This is a genomic window from Pantoea sp. USHLN256 (assembly GCF_037149875.1).
Taxonomy (GTDB): Bacteria; Pseudomonadota; Gammaproteobacteria; order Enterobacterales; family Enterobacteriaceae; genus Pantoea; species Pantoea nemavictus.
Window position 1 is genome coordinate 302,563 of sequence record NZ_JBBCQO010000003.1, and the last position, 16,540, is coordinate 319,102.

Genomic DNA, 16,540 nt, shown 5'->3' on the forward strand with positions numbered 1-16,540 from the left:
TATCACTATGGCTGACAATAAATTAAGCGTTACCGAACTGCACAAACGTTACGGTGAGCATGAAGTTCTAAAAGGCGTATCACTGCAGGCCAACGCCGGCGATGTGATCAGCATTATTGGCTCGTCCGGTTCCGGGAAAAGTACCTTTTTACGCTGCATTAACTTTCTCGAGAAACCGAGCGAAGGCACCATTACCGTTAACAATCAGCAGATCAACCTGGTGCGCGACACCGATGGTCAGCTCAAAGTTGCGAACAAAGAGCAGCTGCGTATGCTGCGTACCCGTCTGACGATGGTGTTTCAGCACTTTAACCTGTGGAGCCACATGACGGTGCTGGATAACGTCACCGAAGCGCCTATTCAGGTGCTGGGGCTCAGCAAGGCTGAAGCGCGCGAACGTGCGATTAAGTATCTGGATAAAGTCGGTATTGATGCGCGTGCGCGCGCCAAATATCCGGTGCATCTCTCTGGCGGTCAGCAGCAGCGCGTGTCGATTGCGCGTGCTCTGGCGATGGAGCCTGAAGTGTTGCTGTTTGACGAACCGACCTCGGCGCTCGATCCAGAGTTAGTCGGTGAAGTGCTGCGCATTATGCAGAAGCTGGCCGAAGAGGGGAAAACCATGGTGGTGGTGACGCACGAGATGGAGTTTGCTCGTCACGTCTCTAATCATGTGATCTTCCTGCATCAGGGCAAAATCGAAGAGCAGGGCACGCCAAATGAGCTGTTTGGTAACCCGAAAAGCCCGCGCCTGCAGCAGTTTTTGAAGGGATCGTTAAAGTAGTTTTGGAATAGTGCTGGCTGGTCTGTGCTCGCTGCCCCCCACCTCGGTCCTCCCCCATAAATGGAGAAGGAAGATGCTGCAATATGTGCGTACTGATGCTGCATGTGGCAGCGTCACCTTCCCCCGCTAGCGGGGGAAGGCCGGGATGGGGGACAGCCAGCACGTTTCAATCCCGCAGCAACTTCAGCGCCGTATCCTCATCGGTCACCAAGCCTGACACCCAGCCGCCCTGCAGCGCGGCGCGAATCGCTGGATACTTACGTTCACTGCCGGCAAAGCCGATAATCTGGCGCTGCGTCTGGCTTTCCAGCAAGACGCTGGTGAGCAGCTCATCGGTTTCACCCAACACGCGTTCGCCTTGCTGATTGAAAAAGTGCCCGAGCATTTCGCCAACCACGCCGCGTGCGTTGAGTGCAGCCACTTGCGCATCGGTAATAAAGCCTTCGGCATGTAGCGGGCAACCTGGCTGTACTTCGCCAATGCCGACGAAGGCCACATCTGCCTGCAACGCGCGTAACGTGACGCGTTGATAGACCTGATGCTGAATCCACATTGCCTTGTCTTCGGGGGTATCGGCATACAGCGGTGCAGGGATGAAAAAATACTTACCCTGCATCTTCTCCGCCATCTTCAGCGGCACGTCATAACGCGTACCTGAATCGTCTCGCGCAATCGCGCCAATCATCGAAACGCACTGATGCTGTGGTCGTTCAACCCAGGGAAGCGCGTCGATCATCGAACGCAGCGTCTTCCCAGAACCGATGCCAAAAACCTGCGGTTGCTCTTCGCTGATATATTGCGCCATCACCGCTGCGCCTTCCACGGCCAACATCTGCTGGATGGCCTCATCATCAAGGTTGGCTGAAGGCACGACACGGCACAGCTGCAGAGCAAACCTCTCCTGCACTTCGCGCGCCAGTTGCAAACAATGGGTGACGGGATGCTCAATCTTCACGCTCACCATGCCCATTTCCCGTGCGTTGGACACCAGACGCTGCGCCACCTGACGCGACAGTCCCAACGCACGCGCAATCTCCTGCTGTGTCACCCCAGCGACGTAATACATCCAGGCCGCACGTGCTGCCAGTTCTTGTTTTTTCTCTTCTCTGCTCATCGCGCTGTTCCGTCAAAACCGGTGCGCCATGTTAACGCGAGAAGGCCGCTAAGTGTTAACTGAGCAAAAGCCCTAAAAAAGAGCAAAAGTATTAATTGTGATTCAGTTCGCAGAACCTGCCTTATCGCACACACTATGCTACACGGAATCGGGCAAATGCCCTTAATCGTGGCAAATGTTTATTTTGAGGCGGCTATGACAAATAATTCAGTGTGGATGCACATTGGCGCAGGTTCATTTCACCGTGCACATCAGGCGTGGTATCTGCATAAATTACGCGAGCAGAGCGATGAGTGCTGGGGCATTGCACTCGGTAATATCCGCAGCGACGCTGCGCCGCTGCTACAGCAACTCGCCGCGCAGAGTGGCGAGTACGTACTGGAAACCGTTACCCCTGAAGGCGAACGCGCCTACGAAACCATCACTTCACTGCGCAAAATTCTGCCGTGGGACAGCGACATCAGCGCGTTAGTTGAGCAGGGTGCTAAAACAGAAACCCGCGTAATCAGCTTCACCGTCACCGAAGCCGGTTACTATTTGACGCCGGAACATGAACTTGATCTTGAACAGGCGGATGTGCAGGCCGATGTGAAAGGCGATATCCGCACCATTTATGGTGCTCTGGCGCGCATTCTCTCCCAACGACTGTCAAAGGGCGGCGCGCCTGTCACGCTGCTCAACTGCGATAACCTGCGCCATAACGGCGAACGTTTCCGTCACGGCTTCCTCGCGTTTCTCGCGGCGCAGGGCGATCGGGCATTGGCAGATTGGGTACGCACCAGCACGACGTCACCCAACACGATGGTCGATCGCATCACGCCACGCCCGACGCCAGATGTGGCTGAGCGGGTAAAAGCTGCCACAGGCAAAGACGATGGCGCGGCGGTAATGGCCGAATCCTTTATTCAATGGGTGATTGAGGATGATTTCATTGCTGGTCGTCCGCCGCTGGAAAAGGTGGGCGTTGAGCTGGTGGAATCAGTATTGCCGTGGGAAGAGGCAAAAATCCGCATCCTCAACGCGACGCATGCCGCAATTGCCTGGGCAGGCACGCTGATTGGCCTCAATTACATTGACGACAGCACGCGTCAGCCGGCGATTTATCAATTGGCGTATGACTATGTGACGCAGGACGTGATGCCTTCGCTGTCGCCGAGCCCGTTGAATTTGGCGGATTATCGCGATGTGGTTCTGGCGCGCTTCAGTAATCCCTACATCAAAGACACTAATCAGCGCGTTGGCGCCGATGGTCTGTCGAAAATTCCTGGCATGGTGACGCCAACGCTGCGCGAATGCTATCAGCGCGGCGCAGAACCGGCTGCCACCGCCGTGCTGCCTGCGCTGTTCTTCCTGTTCCTGCAACGTTGGGCTGATGATGATCTGCCTTACACCTATCAGGATGGCGTGCTGCAGGCCGATGCGCTGCGTCAGCAGTTTAGCCGGTCCGATGCCCTTACTGCATTCCTCAGCGACAGCGCGTTGTTTGGCGAACTGGCGCAGGACAAAGCGTTCCATGCGCTGGTGACCCGCACCGTTGCTGACCTGCAGAAGTGGCTGAAACAGCCGCAACCTGCGCTGGCTGAAGGGTAAGGAGCGCGTCATGTATCTCGGAATCGATATTGGTACTTCTGAACTCAAAGCGCTGCTCATCAATGCGCAGGGCGACATCGTCGCGACTCATCACGCCGCGCTTAGCGTGCAGCGTCCGCATGCCCACTGGGCCGAGCAGGATCCTGAACGCTGGTGGCAGGCCTGCGGTGAGGTGTTGGCCGGATTGCGCCAACAGGCCGCAGCAGCGTGGAGCGAGATTCGTGCTATTGGCTTGTCAGGGCAAATGCACGGCGCGGTGCTGCTGGATAACCAGGGCGAGGTGTTGCGTCCGTGCATCCTGTGGAATGACACACGCAGCGCAACGCAATGTGCAGCGCTTAGCGCGCAGCATCCGGAAATGATGCAGCTGAGCGGCAACATGATCATGCCGGGCTTTACCGCACCAAAGCTGCGTTGGGTAGCGGAACATGAGCCGGAGATTTTTCAGCGCATCGATAAGGTGCTGCTGCCAAAAGATTATCTGCGCTGGCGTTTGACCGGACGCTTTGTCAGCGAACCTTCGGACGCGGCGGGTACGCTGTGGCTTGATGTCGCCAAACGCGACTGGTCGGACGAACTGCTAGCCATTAGCGGATTGACGCGCACCCACATGCCCGAACTGGTGGAAGGCAGTGCAGTTAGCGCCACGCTGAAAGCCGAACTGGCAAGCCAGTGGGGCTTATCGGCCTCGGTTAGCGTGGCGGGCGGCGGCGGCGATAACGCGGCATCGGCGGTGGGAGTCGGCGCGGTCAATCCGGGAGATGCCTTTATCTCTCTGGGTACTTCCGGCGTGATTTTCGTGGTTAACGATCGTCTGCTGGCCGATCCACAATCTGGCGTGCATGCCTTTTGCCACGCCTTGCCTGGGCGCTGGCACCAGATGAGCGTAATGCTCAGCGCCGCCAGCTGTCTGCGCTGGCTATGCAATCTGTTGTCGGTCACGGAAAGCCAGCTGATGGACGAGATGGCACAGCTTAGCGAGGAACAACGGCGTCATGCGCCGCTTTTCCTGCCCTATCTTTGTGGCGAACGCACGCCGCATAACGATCCTGATGCCTGCGGCTCCTTCTTCAATCTGCGCCATGAAACGCCGCGTGCGCTGCTGGGTTACGCGGTGATTGAAGGCGTGGCTTTTGGTCTGGCCGATGGATTGGCGGTGCTGGGTGATGCGCAGCAGCAGATTCGTCAATGCAGCCTGACCGGCGGCGGGGCACGCAGCACGCTGTGGGCCCAGCTGATTGCGGATGTGCTGCAACTGCCCATCGTCACGCATCCCGCCAGCGCCTCCGGCGCTTTGGGCGCCGCACGTCTGGCGTGGTTGGCCGATGGTGGTGCCGAGCGCGATGTCTGTCTCAAGCCGCCGGTGCAGGCGCGCTATCAGCCGGATGCCGGGCGCGGCAAGGTGCTGCACCAGCGATTGCATCTGTTCCGCACGCTCTACGAACAGCAACAGCAGGCACGGGCGCTGTTGCCTGCCTAACTCCAGACAGAGGATGAACGAGATGCAATCGAATGAATACTGGTTTGGCTTACCGAAAAAGATGTTCTGGGGCTTCCTCGCCATCGCCATTTTTATGGCAGGTGACGGCTTTGAGATGGCGTTTTTATCGCGTCATATCACCGATATGGGCTTCACCCCTGCGCAGTCGGCGGTGGTGTTTACCTTCTATGGACTTGCCGCTGCGCTGGCTGCGTGGGCCTCGGGCGTGGTGGCGGAGCTGATTACCCCGCAGCGCGCAATGATGATTGGCTTCGTATTGTGGATCGTGATGCACACGCTGTTTATGTCGCTTGGTCTGGGGATGCGTAACTATCCGCTGATGGTGCTGTTCTATGGCATTCGCGGCCTGGCGTACCCGTTATTCATCTATTCGTTCATGATGATGCTGGTGCAGGTGCTGCCGCGGGAAAAACTGGCGGCCGCGACCGGTTGGTTCTGGGCGATGTACTCGGTTGGCATCGGTGTGGTTGGCAGCTATTTACCGAGCCTCACCATTCCCATGCTGGGCGAAACCGGTACGCTGTGGCTGGCGATCGTATGGGTGGCGTGTGGCGGTGTGCTGGCTTACTTTAGCTTGCGCCACGTGCCGGTTGACCGTTCGCGCGTCAATCTGCCGATGCGCGACAAAATGACCGAAATGTCGCGGGCCGTCACCATTCTGTTCACCAATCAGCACGTGTTTTATGCCTGTCTGATTCGCATCATTAACACGCTGTCACTGTTTGGCTTCGCCATTATCATGCCGCTGCTGTTCGTTGATCGCCTTGGCTTTACCATTTCCGAATGGCTGCAGATCTGGGCGGTGTTCTTCTTTGTCACCATCTTTACTAACATCTTCTGGGGCATCACCGGCGAGAAACTGGGATGGATTCGTCAGGTGCGCTGGTTTGGCTGTGTCGGCATGGCAATTTCCAGCCTGGCATTCTATTACCTGCCAGTGTATGCCGGGCATAACTTCTGGGTGGCGCTGATTCCGGCGGTGATGTTGGGGATTTTTGTCGCGGCCTTTGTGCCAATGACGGCCGTGTTCCCGACGCTGGAACCGCATCACAAAGGGGCTGCCGTATCGATTTACAACCTGTCGGCGGGATTGAGTAACTTCGTGGCACCCGCGATTGCTTCGGTGATGCTACCGTTCTTCGACATCGTGGGCGTGGTGTGGGCGTATACCGGATTGTATGTGTTTGCCGGCGTGCTAACCTTTATCATTCGTGTACCGCAGCCGGGTCATACGCGTGAACCTGTGGCGTTGAAATCTCGCGTCGCGCAACAGCGCAGTTAATACCTCAGGGCGGCCGACGTGCCGCCCTGATTATTCAACCGGCGACATCCTGCAGCGCTTGCTCTAAATCGTACCAGCGGAAACCAAATCCCGACTCTTCCAGCCGCTTTGGCAAAACATGTTGCCCGCCCAGCACCAGCACCGCCGATTCCCCCATCATCAGCTTGATGGCGCTGGCCGGCGTGCGCATAAAGGCCGGACGATGCATCACATGCCCCAGCGTGGCGGCGAACTGCTCGTTACGCACCGCATAAGGTGCAACCATGTTGAAAGGCCCGCGCAGTTCCGGGTGATCGATCAGCCACAACAGCGCGTTCACCAGATCGTCGATATGAATCCACGGTAAATACTGTTTGCCGCTGCCAATCGGACCGCCCACACCCAGTTTGAACGGCAGCTTCATCTTCGCCAGTGCGCCGCCTTCTTTTGCCAGCACCACGCCGGTACGCAGCAAACAGACGCGGGTGCGGTCACTTTGCGCGGTTAACGCCAGTTGCTCCCAGCGCGCACACAGTGCATGGGTAAATTCATCGTGGCCCGGATCGTCTTCAGTCAATACCAGATCGCCGGTATCGCCATAAAAACCGGTGGCCGAGCCAGAGATCAAAAATTGGGGAGGATGGCTGCTAGCGTGGATCAGCGAGACCAGCTGTTCGGTAATCTGCCAGCGACTTTCGCAAAGCCGCTGTTTCTGTTGCTCGGTCCAGCGTTTATCCGCTATCGGTTCGCCTGCCAGATTGATCACGCCATCAATGCCGTTTAAATCGGATTGCTGATTAATGCCGGACCACAGCGCCACGTTGGGGTTGAGTTTCTCTCGCGCGGCGGCGACATCGCGGGTGACAACGCTGACCTGATGCCCGAGCTGCAATAAGCGCGGGATCAGATGACGGCCAATCAGGCCGGTGCCGCCGGTGATAAGTAAATGCATGTTGAGCCTCCTTGTAATTTTTTCTCTGCTCAGATTCAGCATAGAAGAGAAGCGCCCGTGCGGCGTGACTGGGCTTACGCTTATGAATAAAAAGGCGTAGTCAGCGCTGGCCTTAGCACCTAAACATCCGACCAGCGCACCATTGCCTTAACAAATAAAAATCGGTAAACATGATGCACACCTGACGCTTACCTGAGGCAGCCAATGAATTATCCAACCATTACCTTGTGGTCCGATTCTTCCTTTTTCAGCCCTTACGCCATGTCGGTTTATGTTGCGCTAACCGAGAAGGGGATTCCCTTTACCCTCAAGCGCGTCGATTTATCACAGAACGCGCAGTGGGATGATGATTATCGTGCACTCTCTCTTACCTGCCGCGTACCCACGTTGCAAATCGATGAGGTGGTTTTGACGGAGTCTTCAGCGATTGCTGAGTATCTGGAGGAGCGTTTTCCTGCGCCAGAGTTCGAGCGACTCTATCCACGCGACCGCGAAAAACGGGCGCATGCACGTGAAGTGCAGGCTTGGCTGCGCAGCGATCTGATGCCGCTGCGATCGGAACGTCCCACCGAAGTGCTGTTTGCCGGTGAGCGCTTTGCACCGCTCACGCCAGTGGGTGAGCAGGCCGCAAATAAACTGATTGCTGCGGTGCAGCGTCTGCTGCCGGAGGGACAGCAAAACCTGTTTGGTGAATGGTCGATTGCGGATACTGATTTAGCGGTGATGATTAATCGTCTGGCGCTGCACGGTGACGCGCTGCCAGTGAAGTTGCAGCATTATGCCGAGTTCCAGTGGCAGCGTGCTTCGGTGCAGTTGTGGTTGGCTGAATCCGGTAAAACACGCTAAGCACGATGCGCCTTGCGATGGCGAAAAGAACGCATTACCTTACCGCAGATTCTAATAAAGCGTGGCAATCAGGCGCGTGCTGGGCACGCCGAAAACAGAAAAGGGTTATGGATGGTGGATCAAACGGCAGGTGATGGTATCGAGTGGGTTGATATCGTTAACGAAGAGAACGAAGTCATTGCGCAGGCCAGCCGTGCGCAGATGCGTGCGCAGTGTCTACGCCATCGCGCCACCTATATCGTGGTGCATGATGGCATGGGCAAAATTCTGGTGCAGCGTCGTACTGAAATTAAAGACTTTATGCCGGGTATGCTTGATGCCACCGCCGGCGGCGTGGTGCAGAGCGGTGAAGACCTGCTGGAATCTGCTCGTCGTGAAGCGGAAGAGGAATTAGGTATCGCGGCCGTTCCGTTTGCTGAGCACGGACAATTTTACTTCGAAGATCAGCATTGTCGCGTGTGGGGCGGGCTGTTTAGCTGCGTCTCGCATGGTCCGTTTGCGATGCAAGAGGAAGAAGTGGATGAGATTTTCTGGATGACGCCGGAAGAGATCACCGCGCGCTGTGATGAGTTCACTGATGATTCGCTGAAAGCACTGTCACTGTGGCTGAGCCGCAACAGTGATGCCGCACGCCGCAAGCAGAGCAGTGAAGCATAATTACGCTGCGATAAAAAAGGCGCCCATCGGGCGCCTTTTTGCTTTTTAAGCGAGCAGGAAAGCGATTAGCCTTCGGCTTGCTGTGACTGAATCGCCGTCAGTGCGATGGTATAGACGATGTCATCCACCAGTGCGCCACGCGACAAATCGTTTACCGGCTTACGCATGCCTTGCAGCATCGGTCCGATTGAGATCAGGTCGGCAGAACGCTGTACCGCTTTGTAAGTGGTATTACCGGTGTTCAGATCCGGGAAGATGAACACCGTAGCGCGACCAGCAACCGCTGAGTTTGGCGCTTTGGATTTGGCAACATCTTCCATAATCGCGGCGTCATACTGCAGCGGACCATCAATCACCAGATCCGGGCGTTTTTCCTGCGCAATGCGCGTTGCTTCACGTACTTTCTCTACGTCGCTACCGGCACCGGAGTTACCGGTGGAGTAAGAGATCATCGCAACGCGTGGATCGATACCGAAAGCTTTGGCTGAATCGGCAGACTGAATGGCGATTTCCGCCAGCTGTTCTGGATTCGGATCTGGGTTGATGGCGCAATCGCCATACACCAGAACCTGTTCCGGCAGCAGCATGAAGAACACGGAAGAGACCAGCGAGCTGTTTGGCGCGGTCTTGATCAGCTGCAGCGGTGGGCGAATGGTGTTCGCGGTGGTATGAACCGCACCTGATACCAGGCCATCAACTTCGCCACTCTCCAGCATCATGGTGCCCAGCACCACGTTGTCTTCCAGCTGCTCTTGTGCCACCACTTCGGTCATGCCTTTGCTCTTACGCAGCTCAACCAAACGCGGCACATAGTTTTCGCGTACCACTTCTGGATCGACGATGACGATGCCTTTGCCCAGTTCAACACCCTGAGCGGCAGCAACGCGCTGAATCTCTTCCGGATTACCCAGCAACACGCAGGTAGCGATGCCGCGTTCGGCACAAATCGCCGCCGCTTTCACCGTGCGCGGCTCGTCGCCTTCTGGCAGCACGATGCGTTTGCCGGCCTTACGCGCCAATTCGGTAAGCTGATAACGGAATGCCGGCGGTGACAGACGACGACTGCGCTCAGAGGTGGCGGTCAGCGATTCAACCCAATCGGCATTGATGAAGCTGGCTACGTATTCCTGCACTTTCTCAATACGCTGAATATCATCAGTAGGAACTTCCAGGTTGAAGCTCTGCAGGCTGAGTGAGGTTTGCCAGGTATTGGTTTTCACCATAAATACCGGCAGGCCGGTCTGGAACGCACGCTCGCAAAGGCGCGCGATCGGCGCTTCAATCTGATAACCGCCGGTCAGCAACACCGCACCGATTTCCACGCCGTTCATCGCGGCCAAACATGCAGCCACCAGCACATCAGGACGATCGGCAGAAGTGACCAGCAGTGAGCCCGGACGGAAGTGCTCCAGCATGTGCGGAATACTGCGCGCGCAGAAGGTCACTGATTTAACACGACGCGTCTGGATTTCACCTTCGTTAATGATATCGGCATTCAGGTGACGGCACATGTCGATGGCGCGGGTAGCGATCAGATCAAAGCTCCACGGCACACAGCCCAACACCGGCAGCGGGCTGTTGGCAAACAGCTGCTTAGGATCGATGTTGGCGATGCTCGCTTTGGAAGAGTCATCAAAAATCTCTGACAGATCCGGGCGCGTGCGGCCTTGTTCATCCACTGGCGCATTCAGTTTGTTGATGATAACGCCAGTGATGTTTTTGTTTTTGCTGCCGCCGAAGCTGCTTTGCGTCAGTTCGATACGCTCTTTCAGCTGGGCCGGCGAATCGTTACCCAACGCCATCACGAAGACGATTTCTGCGTTCAGGGTTTTGGCGATTTCATAGTTCAGCGCCGAGGCGAACTGATGTTTACGCGTGGGGACCAGACCTTCAACCAGCACGACTTCGGCATCTTTGGCGTTCGCGTGGTAGTTGGCAATGATCTCTTCCATCAGCACGTCTTGCTGGTTAGAACCCAGCAGTGACTCAACGCGTGACATCTGCAGCGGTTCAGCAGCAGGAATCGCGGAGCTTTTACGGATAATGCTGGTGGTCTGGTCTGGCGCATCGCCGCCCGCACGTGGCTGGGCAATGGGCTTGAATACGCTCAGGCGCACGCCTTTGCGCTCCATAGCACGGATGACGCCGAGGCTGACGCTGGTCAGGCCGACGCTGGTGCCGGTAGGAATGAGCATGATTGTACGTGACACGATAGAAACCTCTCAGGTGTTGCAGACTGTCTAAAACAACTCCGTCAGCCTAAGCTGACGGAGAGAAGTGTTTTTATGCGGTGAGACGCGCGGCATCTTGAGCAATCACCAACTCTTCGTTGGTTGGGATCACCACGGCTGGGCGAGTGCCTTCTTTATTGATGAAGCCAGATTTACCGAAGCGGGCTGCCAGGTTGCGCTCGTGATCGACCTCGAAGCCGAGCAGGCCCAGTTTCTGCAGCGCCAGTTCACGTACCATTGCTGCATTCTCACCGATGCCACCGGTGAAGATCACCGCATCCAGACGACCTTCCATCAGCGCAGTGTAGCTGCCGATGTACTTCGCCAGACGATGACAGAATACATCCATCGCACGTTTAGCATCCTCTTTGGTCGCGTAGTTATCTTCAACATAGCGGCAGTCGCTGGTGACTTCGGTCAAACCTAACAGGCCAGACTCTTTGGTCAGTAGTTTGTTAATGGCATCAACGCTCATGCCCAGTGCATCATGCAGGAAGAAGATGATGGCAGGATCGATATCACCGCTACGGGTACCCATCACTAAGCCTTCCAGCGGGGTCAAACCCATTGAGGTGTCAACACACTGACCGTTGCGGATTGCGGAAACTGAACCGCCGTTGCCAAGGTGGCAAGTGATGATATTCAATTCACTCACCGGCTTGTTCAGCATTTTTGCGGCTTCCTGCGTCACATAGTAGTGGCTGGTGCCGTGTGCGCCGTAGCGGCGAACGCCGTGCTCTTTGTACAGCTTGTAGGGCAGAGCATAGAGATAGGACTCTTCCGGCATTGTCTGATGGAATGCCGTGTCAAAAACCGCCACATTTTTATCGGAAAGATGCGGGAAGTTTTTCAGCGCTTCATCAATACCGATCAGATGCGCGGGATTGTGCAGCGGTGCAAATGAAGACGCATCTTTAATGCCCTGAATGACAGACTCGTCGATAATGACGGATTTCGTCAGCTGCTCGCCGCCATGAACAATGCGGTGGCCGATTGCAGCGATTTGTGCCGAAAGCTCTGGTTTTTGTGCCAGAATAGATTTAACGATGAAGTTGAGCGCTTCGCTATGAGCAGCGCCTGCACCCAATGGGGCTTCTTGTTTGCTGCCTTCCAGCTTCCATTTGATACGCGCTTCAGGCAAATGGAAACATTCAGCCAGACCCGAAAGATATTCGTCGCCAGTGGCTGGGTTGAGGATGGCAAACTTAAGAGAGGAGCTGCCGCAGTTTAGAACCAGTACTAACTTCGTCGACATGGAAGTACCTATTTTGTTAAATAGTGGCTAAAAATAACGCAATCAGACTAACAGCGTAGCCCATGAAAGCTGGTAGGTTAATGATAAACATCATGTGCTAGTCAAAAATTGAGTGACATGCAAAAAATTTTGGTGATTTTACGCTTATTTTTGATAGGCGTTTAGTGAAACATGGCTCTGGCCGCTCTTTTATTGAGCTAAAGCTTCCGGTAATGTTGCTTAAACGGCGTCAGAATACTCACTGTCACCCACAAAGACAAAAACTTTTGAAGGATGTCACGTAAAGTTGTGTAGTTATCGGTTTATTTTAAATATTGCAGATTTTGTTGAGGTCTATCATGGCGAATGAGACAGACAATCCCGGCTGGTTCAGCTTGTTCCAGCGCGGACAGCGATACATGAAGACCTGGCCTGCCGATAAACGCCTGGCGCCGGTGTTTCCCGAAAATCGTGTTGTGAATACCACCCGCTTTGCTATCCGTTTTATGCCGCCGCTGGCAATTTTCACGCTGACGTGGCAAATCGCCCTTGGTGGACAGCTCGGCCCAGCAATTGCAACGGCGCTTTTTGCCTGTAGCCTGCCGATGCAAGGTTTGTGGTGGTTGGGTAAACGCTCTGTGACGCCTTTGCCGCCAACCCTGCTGCAGTGGTTTCATGAGGTGCGCACTAAGCTGGAAGAAGCGGGTCAGGCGATTGCGCCTGTGGATGGTAAGCCGACTTACCAATCGCTCGCTGACGTATTAAAGCGCGCTTTTAAACAGCTTGATCGCACTTTCCTCGACGATCTTTGATCTGCTGACGCTTTTACCGGGCAGGGAATTTGAGCCAAATCCCGGTTTAAATCAAAGAAAAGTGATGCGGACACACACGCATCACTCTCCTTGTGTAATCATTTCTTCATTGTTTAAATCTTAAGCGGCCTTGCCGGCCCGGGAGCAAACCATGGAAATGACCCACGCGCAACGACTCATCCTTTCCAACCAATATAAAATGATGGCAATGCTCGAGCCCGATAACGCCGAGCGCTATCGCCGCTATCAAACCATTATTGAGCGCGGCTACGGCCTGCAGTTACGCGAACTGGACAAGGAGTTCGGCGAGTTAACGGAAGCCACTTGTCGCCAGCTCATCGATATTATGGAAATGCACCATGCGCTGCATGTTTCCTGGTCGAACCTGAAAGATGGCAGTTCTATTGACGAGCGTCGCCTGGCGTTTCTTGGATTTGATGCCGCCACGGAAGCGCGTTACCTCGGTTATGTACGGTTTATGGTGAACATTGAGGGACGCTATACCCACTTTGATTCCGGCACGCACGGTTTCAATGCGCAAACACCGATGTGGGAAAAATACCAACGCATGCTAACGGTGTGGCAAACTTGTCCACGTCAGTATCATCTCAGCGCGAATGAGATCGCGCAGATTATCAATGCCTGAATAAGGAGCGATGTGTGAAGTACAGGGGTTTTCTGTTTGATTTAGACGGCACGCTGGTGGATTCACTGCCTGCAGTGATTCGCGCATGGTCACTGTGGGGCGAGCGCCACGGCCTATCGGCGGATGAGGTCCTGAGCTACATACATGGAAAGCCTGCTATCAATTCGCTGCGCCATTTCATGGCGGGACAATCGGAAGAGGCAATCCAGGCGGAGTTCCTCTGGCTTGAACGCTTAGAGGCTGAGGATACGCAAGGGGTGCAAGCCATTCCGGGTGCGTTAGCGTTACTCGCTACGCTGAACGAGTTACAGATTCCCTGGGCAATTGTGACGTCCGGTTCGATTCCGGTAGCGCACGCGCGCCATAAAGCGGCAAATCTACCGATGCCAGAAGTCTTTATCACCGCTGAGAATATTAAGCATGGCAAGCCGAATCCAGAGCCTTATTTGCTGGGCGCGGAACGTTTAGGGCTTTCGGCGACACACTGCGTTGTAGTTGAGGATGCGCCAGCGGGCATCATTTCAGGTTTAGAGGCGGGCAGCGCGGTAGTTGCTGTGAATGCACCAGCAGATTCGCCGCGTCTCAACGACGTGGCGTTTCGCGTTACGACGCTGGAACCTGTAAAGGTGACGAAAGAGAGTAGCGGCGAGTTTACGCTCTCAGTTAATGCATAATGAAACGGGCCTGAACGGCCCGTTTTTTATAATGGGGTATCTTGCGAAATCTCATCCAATGACAGGCTAAAGCTGGGAATAAACACCTCAACGAAATAGTCCATCTCCGGCGAACGACGCTGTGACAGCGTTTTTTCCAGGCGCGCTTTCGCAAGCAGAAACTCGTTATTGCCCGCCGACAACTCTTCCAGACATTTTACGTAGGCGCAAAGTGCATCCGCTTGCTTCACCACCGATTGCTCACTTTCAGTATGCAAGTGTTCATCGATCAACGGGCGATAGGCGTCCTGTAGTTCAGCTGGCAACATATCTATTAGCTTCTGCTGGGCGATCTTCTCAATTTTTTTGTATTCGTGCGCGATCTGCGCGTTGTAATACTTCACTGGCGTAGGCAAATCGCCGGTAAGCACCTCGCTGGCATCATGATAGAGCGCCAGCATCGCGATACGCTCAGCATTAAGGTTGCCGTTAAACTTTTTGTTTTTAATGATGGCGAGTGCATGAGCGACCATCGCCACCTGCAAGCTATGTTCGGAGACGTTTTCGGTGCGCACATTGCGCATCAGCGGCCAGCGATTGATCAGTTTGAGGCGAGAGAGATGGGCAAAAAAATGGCTACGAGTCATGGGCGGTTCCTGTTCGCATGGCGGGGAGAGCGAAGCGAACGCTCTCCCCGAAATACGATCACTATACCCTAAATAATTCAAGTCCCCATGAGGGGGACTTGAATATCCACGGATACACACGTGTCACCGATTACTGGCGATACCCTTGCAGGAAGCGACCAAACTTACTTACGGCCATCTCCAGATCGTCCACGCGCGGCAGCGTAACAATGCGCACGTGATCCGGCCACGGCCAGTTGAAAGCGGTACCCTGAACCAGCAGCACTTTCTCTTGCAACAGGAAATCCAGTACCATCTTTTGATCGTCGAAGATGTTGAATTTCTTGGCATCAATACGCGGGAACATGTACAGCGCTCCCTGCGGTTTGACGCAGCTGACGCCTGGAATATCGTTGATTAACTCCCACGCACGCTGACGCTGCTCATACAAACGACCGCCTGGGGCGATGAATTCGCTGATGCTCTGATAGCCGCCGAGCGCCGTTTGAATTGCGTGCTGTGCCGGAACGTTGGCACACAGACGCATCGAGGCCAGCATTTCTAGCCCTTCAATATAACCTTTGGCATGTTTCTTCGGCCCATTCAATACCATCCAGCCCTGACGGAAACCCGCCACGCGATAGGTTTTGGACAAGCCGTTAAACGTTACGGTCAGCAGGTCTGGCGCCAGTGCTGCAATCGAATGATGTTGAGCTTCGTCGTACAAAATTTTGTCGTAGATTTCGTCGGCGAAAATAATCAGGTTGTGCTGGCGTGCAATCTCAACAACCTCCAGCAATAGCTCTTTGCTATAAACCGCGCCGGTCGGATTATTGGGGTTGATGATGACAATGCCACGCGTGCGCGGCGTAATCTTGCTGCGAATATCATCCAGGTCTGGGAACCAGCCAGCCGATTCATCACACAGGTAATGCACCGCTTTACCGCTCGACAGCGAAACTGCAGCCGTCCACAGTGGATAGTCGGGTGCGGGCACTAACATTTCGTCGCCACTGTTAAGCAATGCCTGCATGGCTTGCACAATCAGTTCCGATACACCGTTACCGATATAAATGTCTTCGACAGTAACGTCGCGCATATCGCGCGCCTGATAGTGCTGCATGATCGCTTTACGCGCCGAATACAGACCTTTTGAGTCGCAGTAACCTTGCGAGCTCGGCAGGTTACGAATGACGTCCACCAAAATTTCATCAGGCGCTTCAAAACCAAACGGGGCGGGGTTACCGATGTTCAGTTTGAGAACTTTGTTGCCTTCTTCTTCGAGACGTTTAGCCTCTTTCAGTACCGGACCACGGATGTCATAACAGACATTTTCCAGCTTGCCGGATTTATCAATTTGAAAATTCATCATTACCGCCTTTAAGGGCAGAGTCCTTTAACCTGCCACCAAAAATCAAACTTGCCCAATTTACTCTTCTCACCTTAACAAAAGAAGGGCAGCGCTTGGTTTTGGCGCATTTGCCATTTTTTCCCGCGCCGCATGGCGTAAAAGTCATTGGAATTCTATTAATCTGGTTCATTAATTCAGGGATGCAGGAATTGGTAAAATTAAACACTGCTTAGCTATGGCAGACGTGTAAATGCCTTCTTCCATCGGCATCGCGGACTATTCAGA

15 protein-coding genes are annotated in these 16,540 nt (G+C 54.7%); 9 read left to right on the forward strand and 6 right to left on the reverse strand.

The genetic code is table 11. From position 1 onward, the window contains the following. Window positions 1–7: 7 nt before the first annotated feature. Window positions 8–781 (forward strand): histidine ABC transporter ATP-binding protein HisP, encoded by a 774-nt coding sequence (hisP, locus tag WFL93_RS10715; protein WP_336778087.1) that lies wholly within the window; start codon window positions 8–10, stop codon window positions 779–781. A 166-nt stretch (window positions 782–947) separates the two neighbouring features. Here hisP and WFL93_RS10720 read toward each other — a convergent pair whose 3' ends face one another. Next, the gene (locus WFL93_RS10720; protein WP_336778088.1) at window positions 948–1,895 is read right to left on the reverse strand and encodes a sugar-binding transcriptional regulator; all 948 of its coding nucleotides are present in this window, start codon (window positions 1,893–1,895) and stop codon (window positions 948–950) included. 195 nt (window positions 1,896–2,090) lie between these two features. Here WFL93_RS10720 and dalD point away from each other — a divergent pair, with 195 nt between their 5' ends. Genes dalD through WFL93_RS10735 form a run of 3 tightly spaced genes read left to right on the forward strand, consistent with a single transcriptional unit; the run spans window position 2,091 to window position 6,268 of the window. Continuing rightward, window positions 2,091–3,485, forward strand: coding sequence for a D-arabinitol 4-dehydrogenase (gene dalD, locus WFL93_RS10725; protein ID WP_336778089.1), 1,395 nt, complete (start codon window positions 2,091–2,093; stop codon window positions 3,483–3,485). 10 nt (window positions 3,486–3,495) lie between these two features. Next, window positions 3,496–4,965 (forward strand): xylulokinase, encoded by a 1,470-nt coding sequence (xylB, locus tag WFL93_RS10730; protein ID WP_336778090.1) that lies wholly within the window; start codon window positions 3,496–3,498, stop codon window positions 4,963–4,965. Between the two features lie 22 nt (window positions 4,966–4,987). Further along, entirely contained in the window at window positions 4,988–6,268 is a 1,281-nt protein-coding gene (locus WFL93_RS10735) for an MFS transporter (protein ID WP_049852894.1), read from the forward strand. A 34-nt stretch (window positions 6,269–6,302) separates the two neighbouring features. Here WFL93_RS10735 and WFL93_RS10740 read toward each other — a convergent pair whose 3' ends face one another. Next, the gene (locus WFL93_RS10740) at window positions 6,303–7,199 is read right to left on the reverse strand and encodes a TIGR01777 family oxidoreductase (RefSeq protein ID WP_049852893.1); all 897 of its coding nucleotides are present in this window, start codon (window positions 7,197–7,199) and stop codon (window positions 6,303–6,305) included. A gap of 204 nt (window positions 7,200–7,403) precedes the next feature. Here WFL93_RS10740 and yfcF point away from each other — a divergent pair, with 204 nt between their 5' ends. Both yfcF and yfcD read left to right on the forward strand, forming a co-directional pair. Next, window positions 7,404–8,045, forward strand: a complete 642-nt coding sequence (gene yfcF, locus WFL93_RS10745) for a glutathione transferase (RefSeq protein ID WP_336778091.1) — start codon at window positions 7,404–7,406, stop codon at window positions 8,043–8,045. Window positions 8,046–8,156: 111 nt separating this feature from the next. Further along, window positions 8,157–8,702, forward strand: a complete 546-nt coding sequence (gene yfcD, locus WFL93_RS10750) for an NUDIX hydrolase YfcD (RefSeq protein WP_007889295.1) — start codon at window positions 8,157–8,159, stop codon at window positions 8,700–8,702. A 65-nt stretch (window positions 8,703–8,767) separates the two neighbouring features. Here the strand turns inward: yfcD and pta are convergent, their stop codons facing one another. Continuing rightward, complete coding sequence (gene pta, locus WFL93_RS10755; RefSeq protein WP_007889297.1) at window positions 8,768–10,912, reverse strand: phosphate acetyltransferase; 2,145 nt, start codon at window positions 10,910–10,912, stop codon at window positions 8,768–8,770. 73 nt (window positions 10,913–10,985) lie between these two features. Beyond that, entirely contained in the window at window positions 10,986–12,188 is a 1,203-nt protein-coding gene (ackA, locus tag WFL93_RS10760; RefSeq protein WP_180822209.1) for an acetate kinase, read from the reverse strand. Between the two features lie 338 nt (window positions 12,189–12,526). On the opposite strand from ackA, the gene yfbV reads away from it, so the two are divergent. The 3 genes from yfbV (at window position 12,527) to WFL93_RS10775 (ending at window position 14,299) form a co-directional block, all read left to right on the forward strand. Continuing rightward, window positions 12,527–12,979 carry a terminus macrodomain insulation protein YfbV gene (gene yfbV, locus WFL93_RS10765; RefSeq protein WP_007889303.1) on the forward strand — a complete coding sequence of 151 codons (453 nt, stop codon included), beginning with the start codon at window positions 12,527–12,529 and terminating at the stop codon, window positions 12,977–12,979. Between the two features lie 151 nt (window positions 12,980–13,130). Beyond that, entirely contained in the window at window positions 13,131–13,625 is a 495-nt protein-coding gene (locus tag WFL93_RS10770) for a YfbU family protein (RefSeq protein ID WP_049852891.1), read from the forward strand. A 14-nt stretch (window positions 13,626–13,639) separates the two neighbouring features. Beyond that, window positions 13,640–14,299 carry a sugar phosphatase gene (locus WFL93_RS10775; RefSeq protein WP_049852890.1) on the forward strand — a complete coding sequence of 220 codons (660 nt, stop codon included), beginning with the start codon at window positions 13,640–13,642 and terminating at the stop codon, window positions 14,297–14,299. A 26-nt stretch (window positions 14,300–14,325) separates the two neighbouring features. Here WFL93_RS10775 and yfbR read toward each other — a convergent pair whose 3' ends face one another. Next, the gene (gene yfbR, locus WFL93_RS10780) at window positions 14,326–14,925 is read right to left on the reverse strand and encodes a 5'-deoxynucleotidase (RefSeq protein WP_007889310.1); all 600 of its coding nucleotides are present in this window, start codon (window positions 14,923–14,925) and stop codon (window positions 14,326–14,328) included. A gap of 130 nt (window positions 14,926–15,055) precedes the next feature. Beyond that, window positions 15,056–16,273, reverse strand: a complete 1,218-nt coding sequence (locus WFL93_RS10785) for a pyridoxal phosphate-dependent aminotransferase (RefSeq protein WP_036620879.1) — start codon at window positions 16,271–16,273, stop codon at window positions 15,056–15,058. Window positions 16,274–16,540: the final 267 nt, after the last annotated feature.

Excerpts from the sequence above, each read along its gene's own strand:
- yfbV (WP_007889303.1), top strand. The coding sequence starts at position 12,527 with ATGGCGAATGAGACAGACAATCCCGGCTGGTTCAGCTTGTTCCAGCGC.
- WFL93_RS10735 (WP_049852894.1), top strand. The coding sequence starts at position 4,988 with ATGCAATCGAATGAATACTGGTTTGGCTTACCGAAAAAGATGTTCTGG.
- yfcF (WP_336778091.1), top strand. The coding sequence starts at position 7,404 with ATGAATTATCCAACCATTACCTTGTGGTCCGATTCTTCCTTTTTCAGC.
- ackA (WP_180822209.1), bottom strand. The coding sequence starts at position 12,188 with ATGTCGACGAAGTTAGTACTGGTTCTAAACTGCGGCAGCTCCTCTCTT.
- dalD (WP_336778089.1), top strand. The coding sequence starts at position 2,091 with ATGACAAATAATTCAGTGTGGATGCACATTGGCGCAGGTTCATTTCAC.
- WFL93_RS10740 (WP_049852893.1), bottom strand. The coding sequence starts at position 7,199 with ATGCATTTACTTATCACCGGCGGCACCGGCCTGATTGGCCGTCATCTG.
- yfbR (WP_007889310.1), bottom strand. The coding sequence starts at position 14,925 with ATGACTCGTAGCCATTTTTTTGCCCATCTCTCTCGCCTCAAACTGATC.
- WFL93_RS10720 (WP_336778088.1), bottom strand. The coding sequence starts at position 1,895 with ATGAGCAGAGAAGAGAAAAAACAAGAACTGGCAGCACGTGCGGCCTGG.
- hisP (WP_336778087.1), top strand. The coding sequence starts at position 8 with ATGGCTGACAATAAATTAAGCGTTACCGAACTGCACAAACGTTACGGT.
- xylB (WP_336778090.1), top strand. The coding sequence starts at position 3,496 with ATGTATCTCGGAATCGATATTGGTACTTCTGAACTCAAAGCGCTGCTC.
- WFL93_RS10785 (WP_036620879.1), bottom strand. The coding sequence starts at position 16,273 with ATGAATTTTCAAATTGATAAATCCGGCAAGCTGGAAAATGTCTGTTAT.
- WFL93_RS10770 (WP_049852891.1), top strand. The coding sequence starts at position 13,131 with ATGGAAATGACCCACGCGCAACGACTCATCCTTTCCAACCAATATAAA.
- yfcD (WP_007889295.1), top strand. The coding sequence starts at position 8,157 with ATGGTGGATCAAACGGCAGGTGATGGTATCGAGTGGGTTGATATCGTT.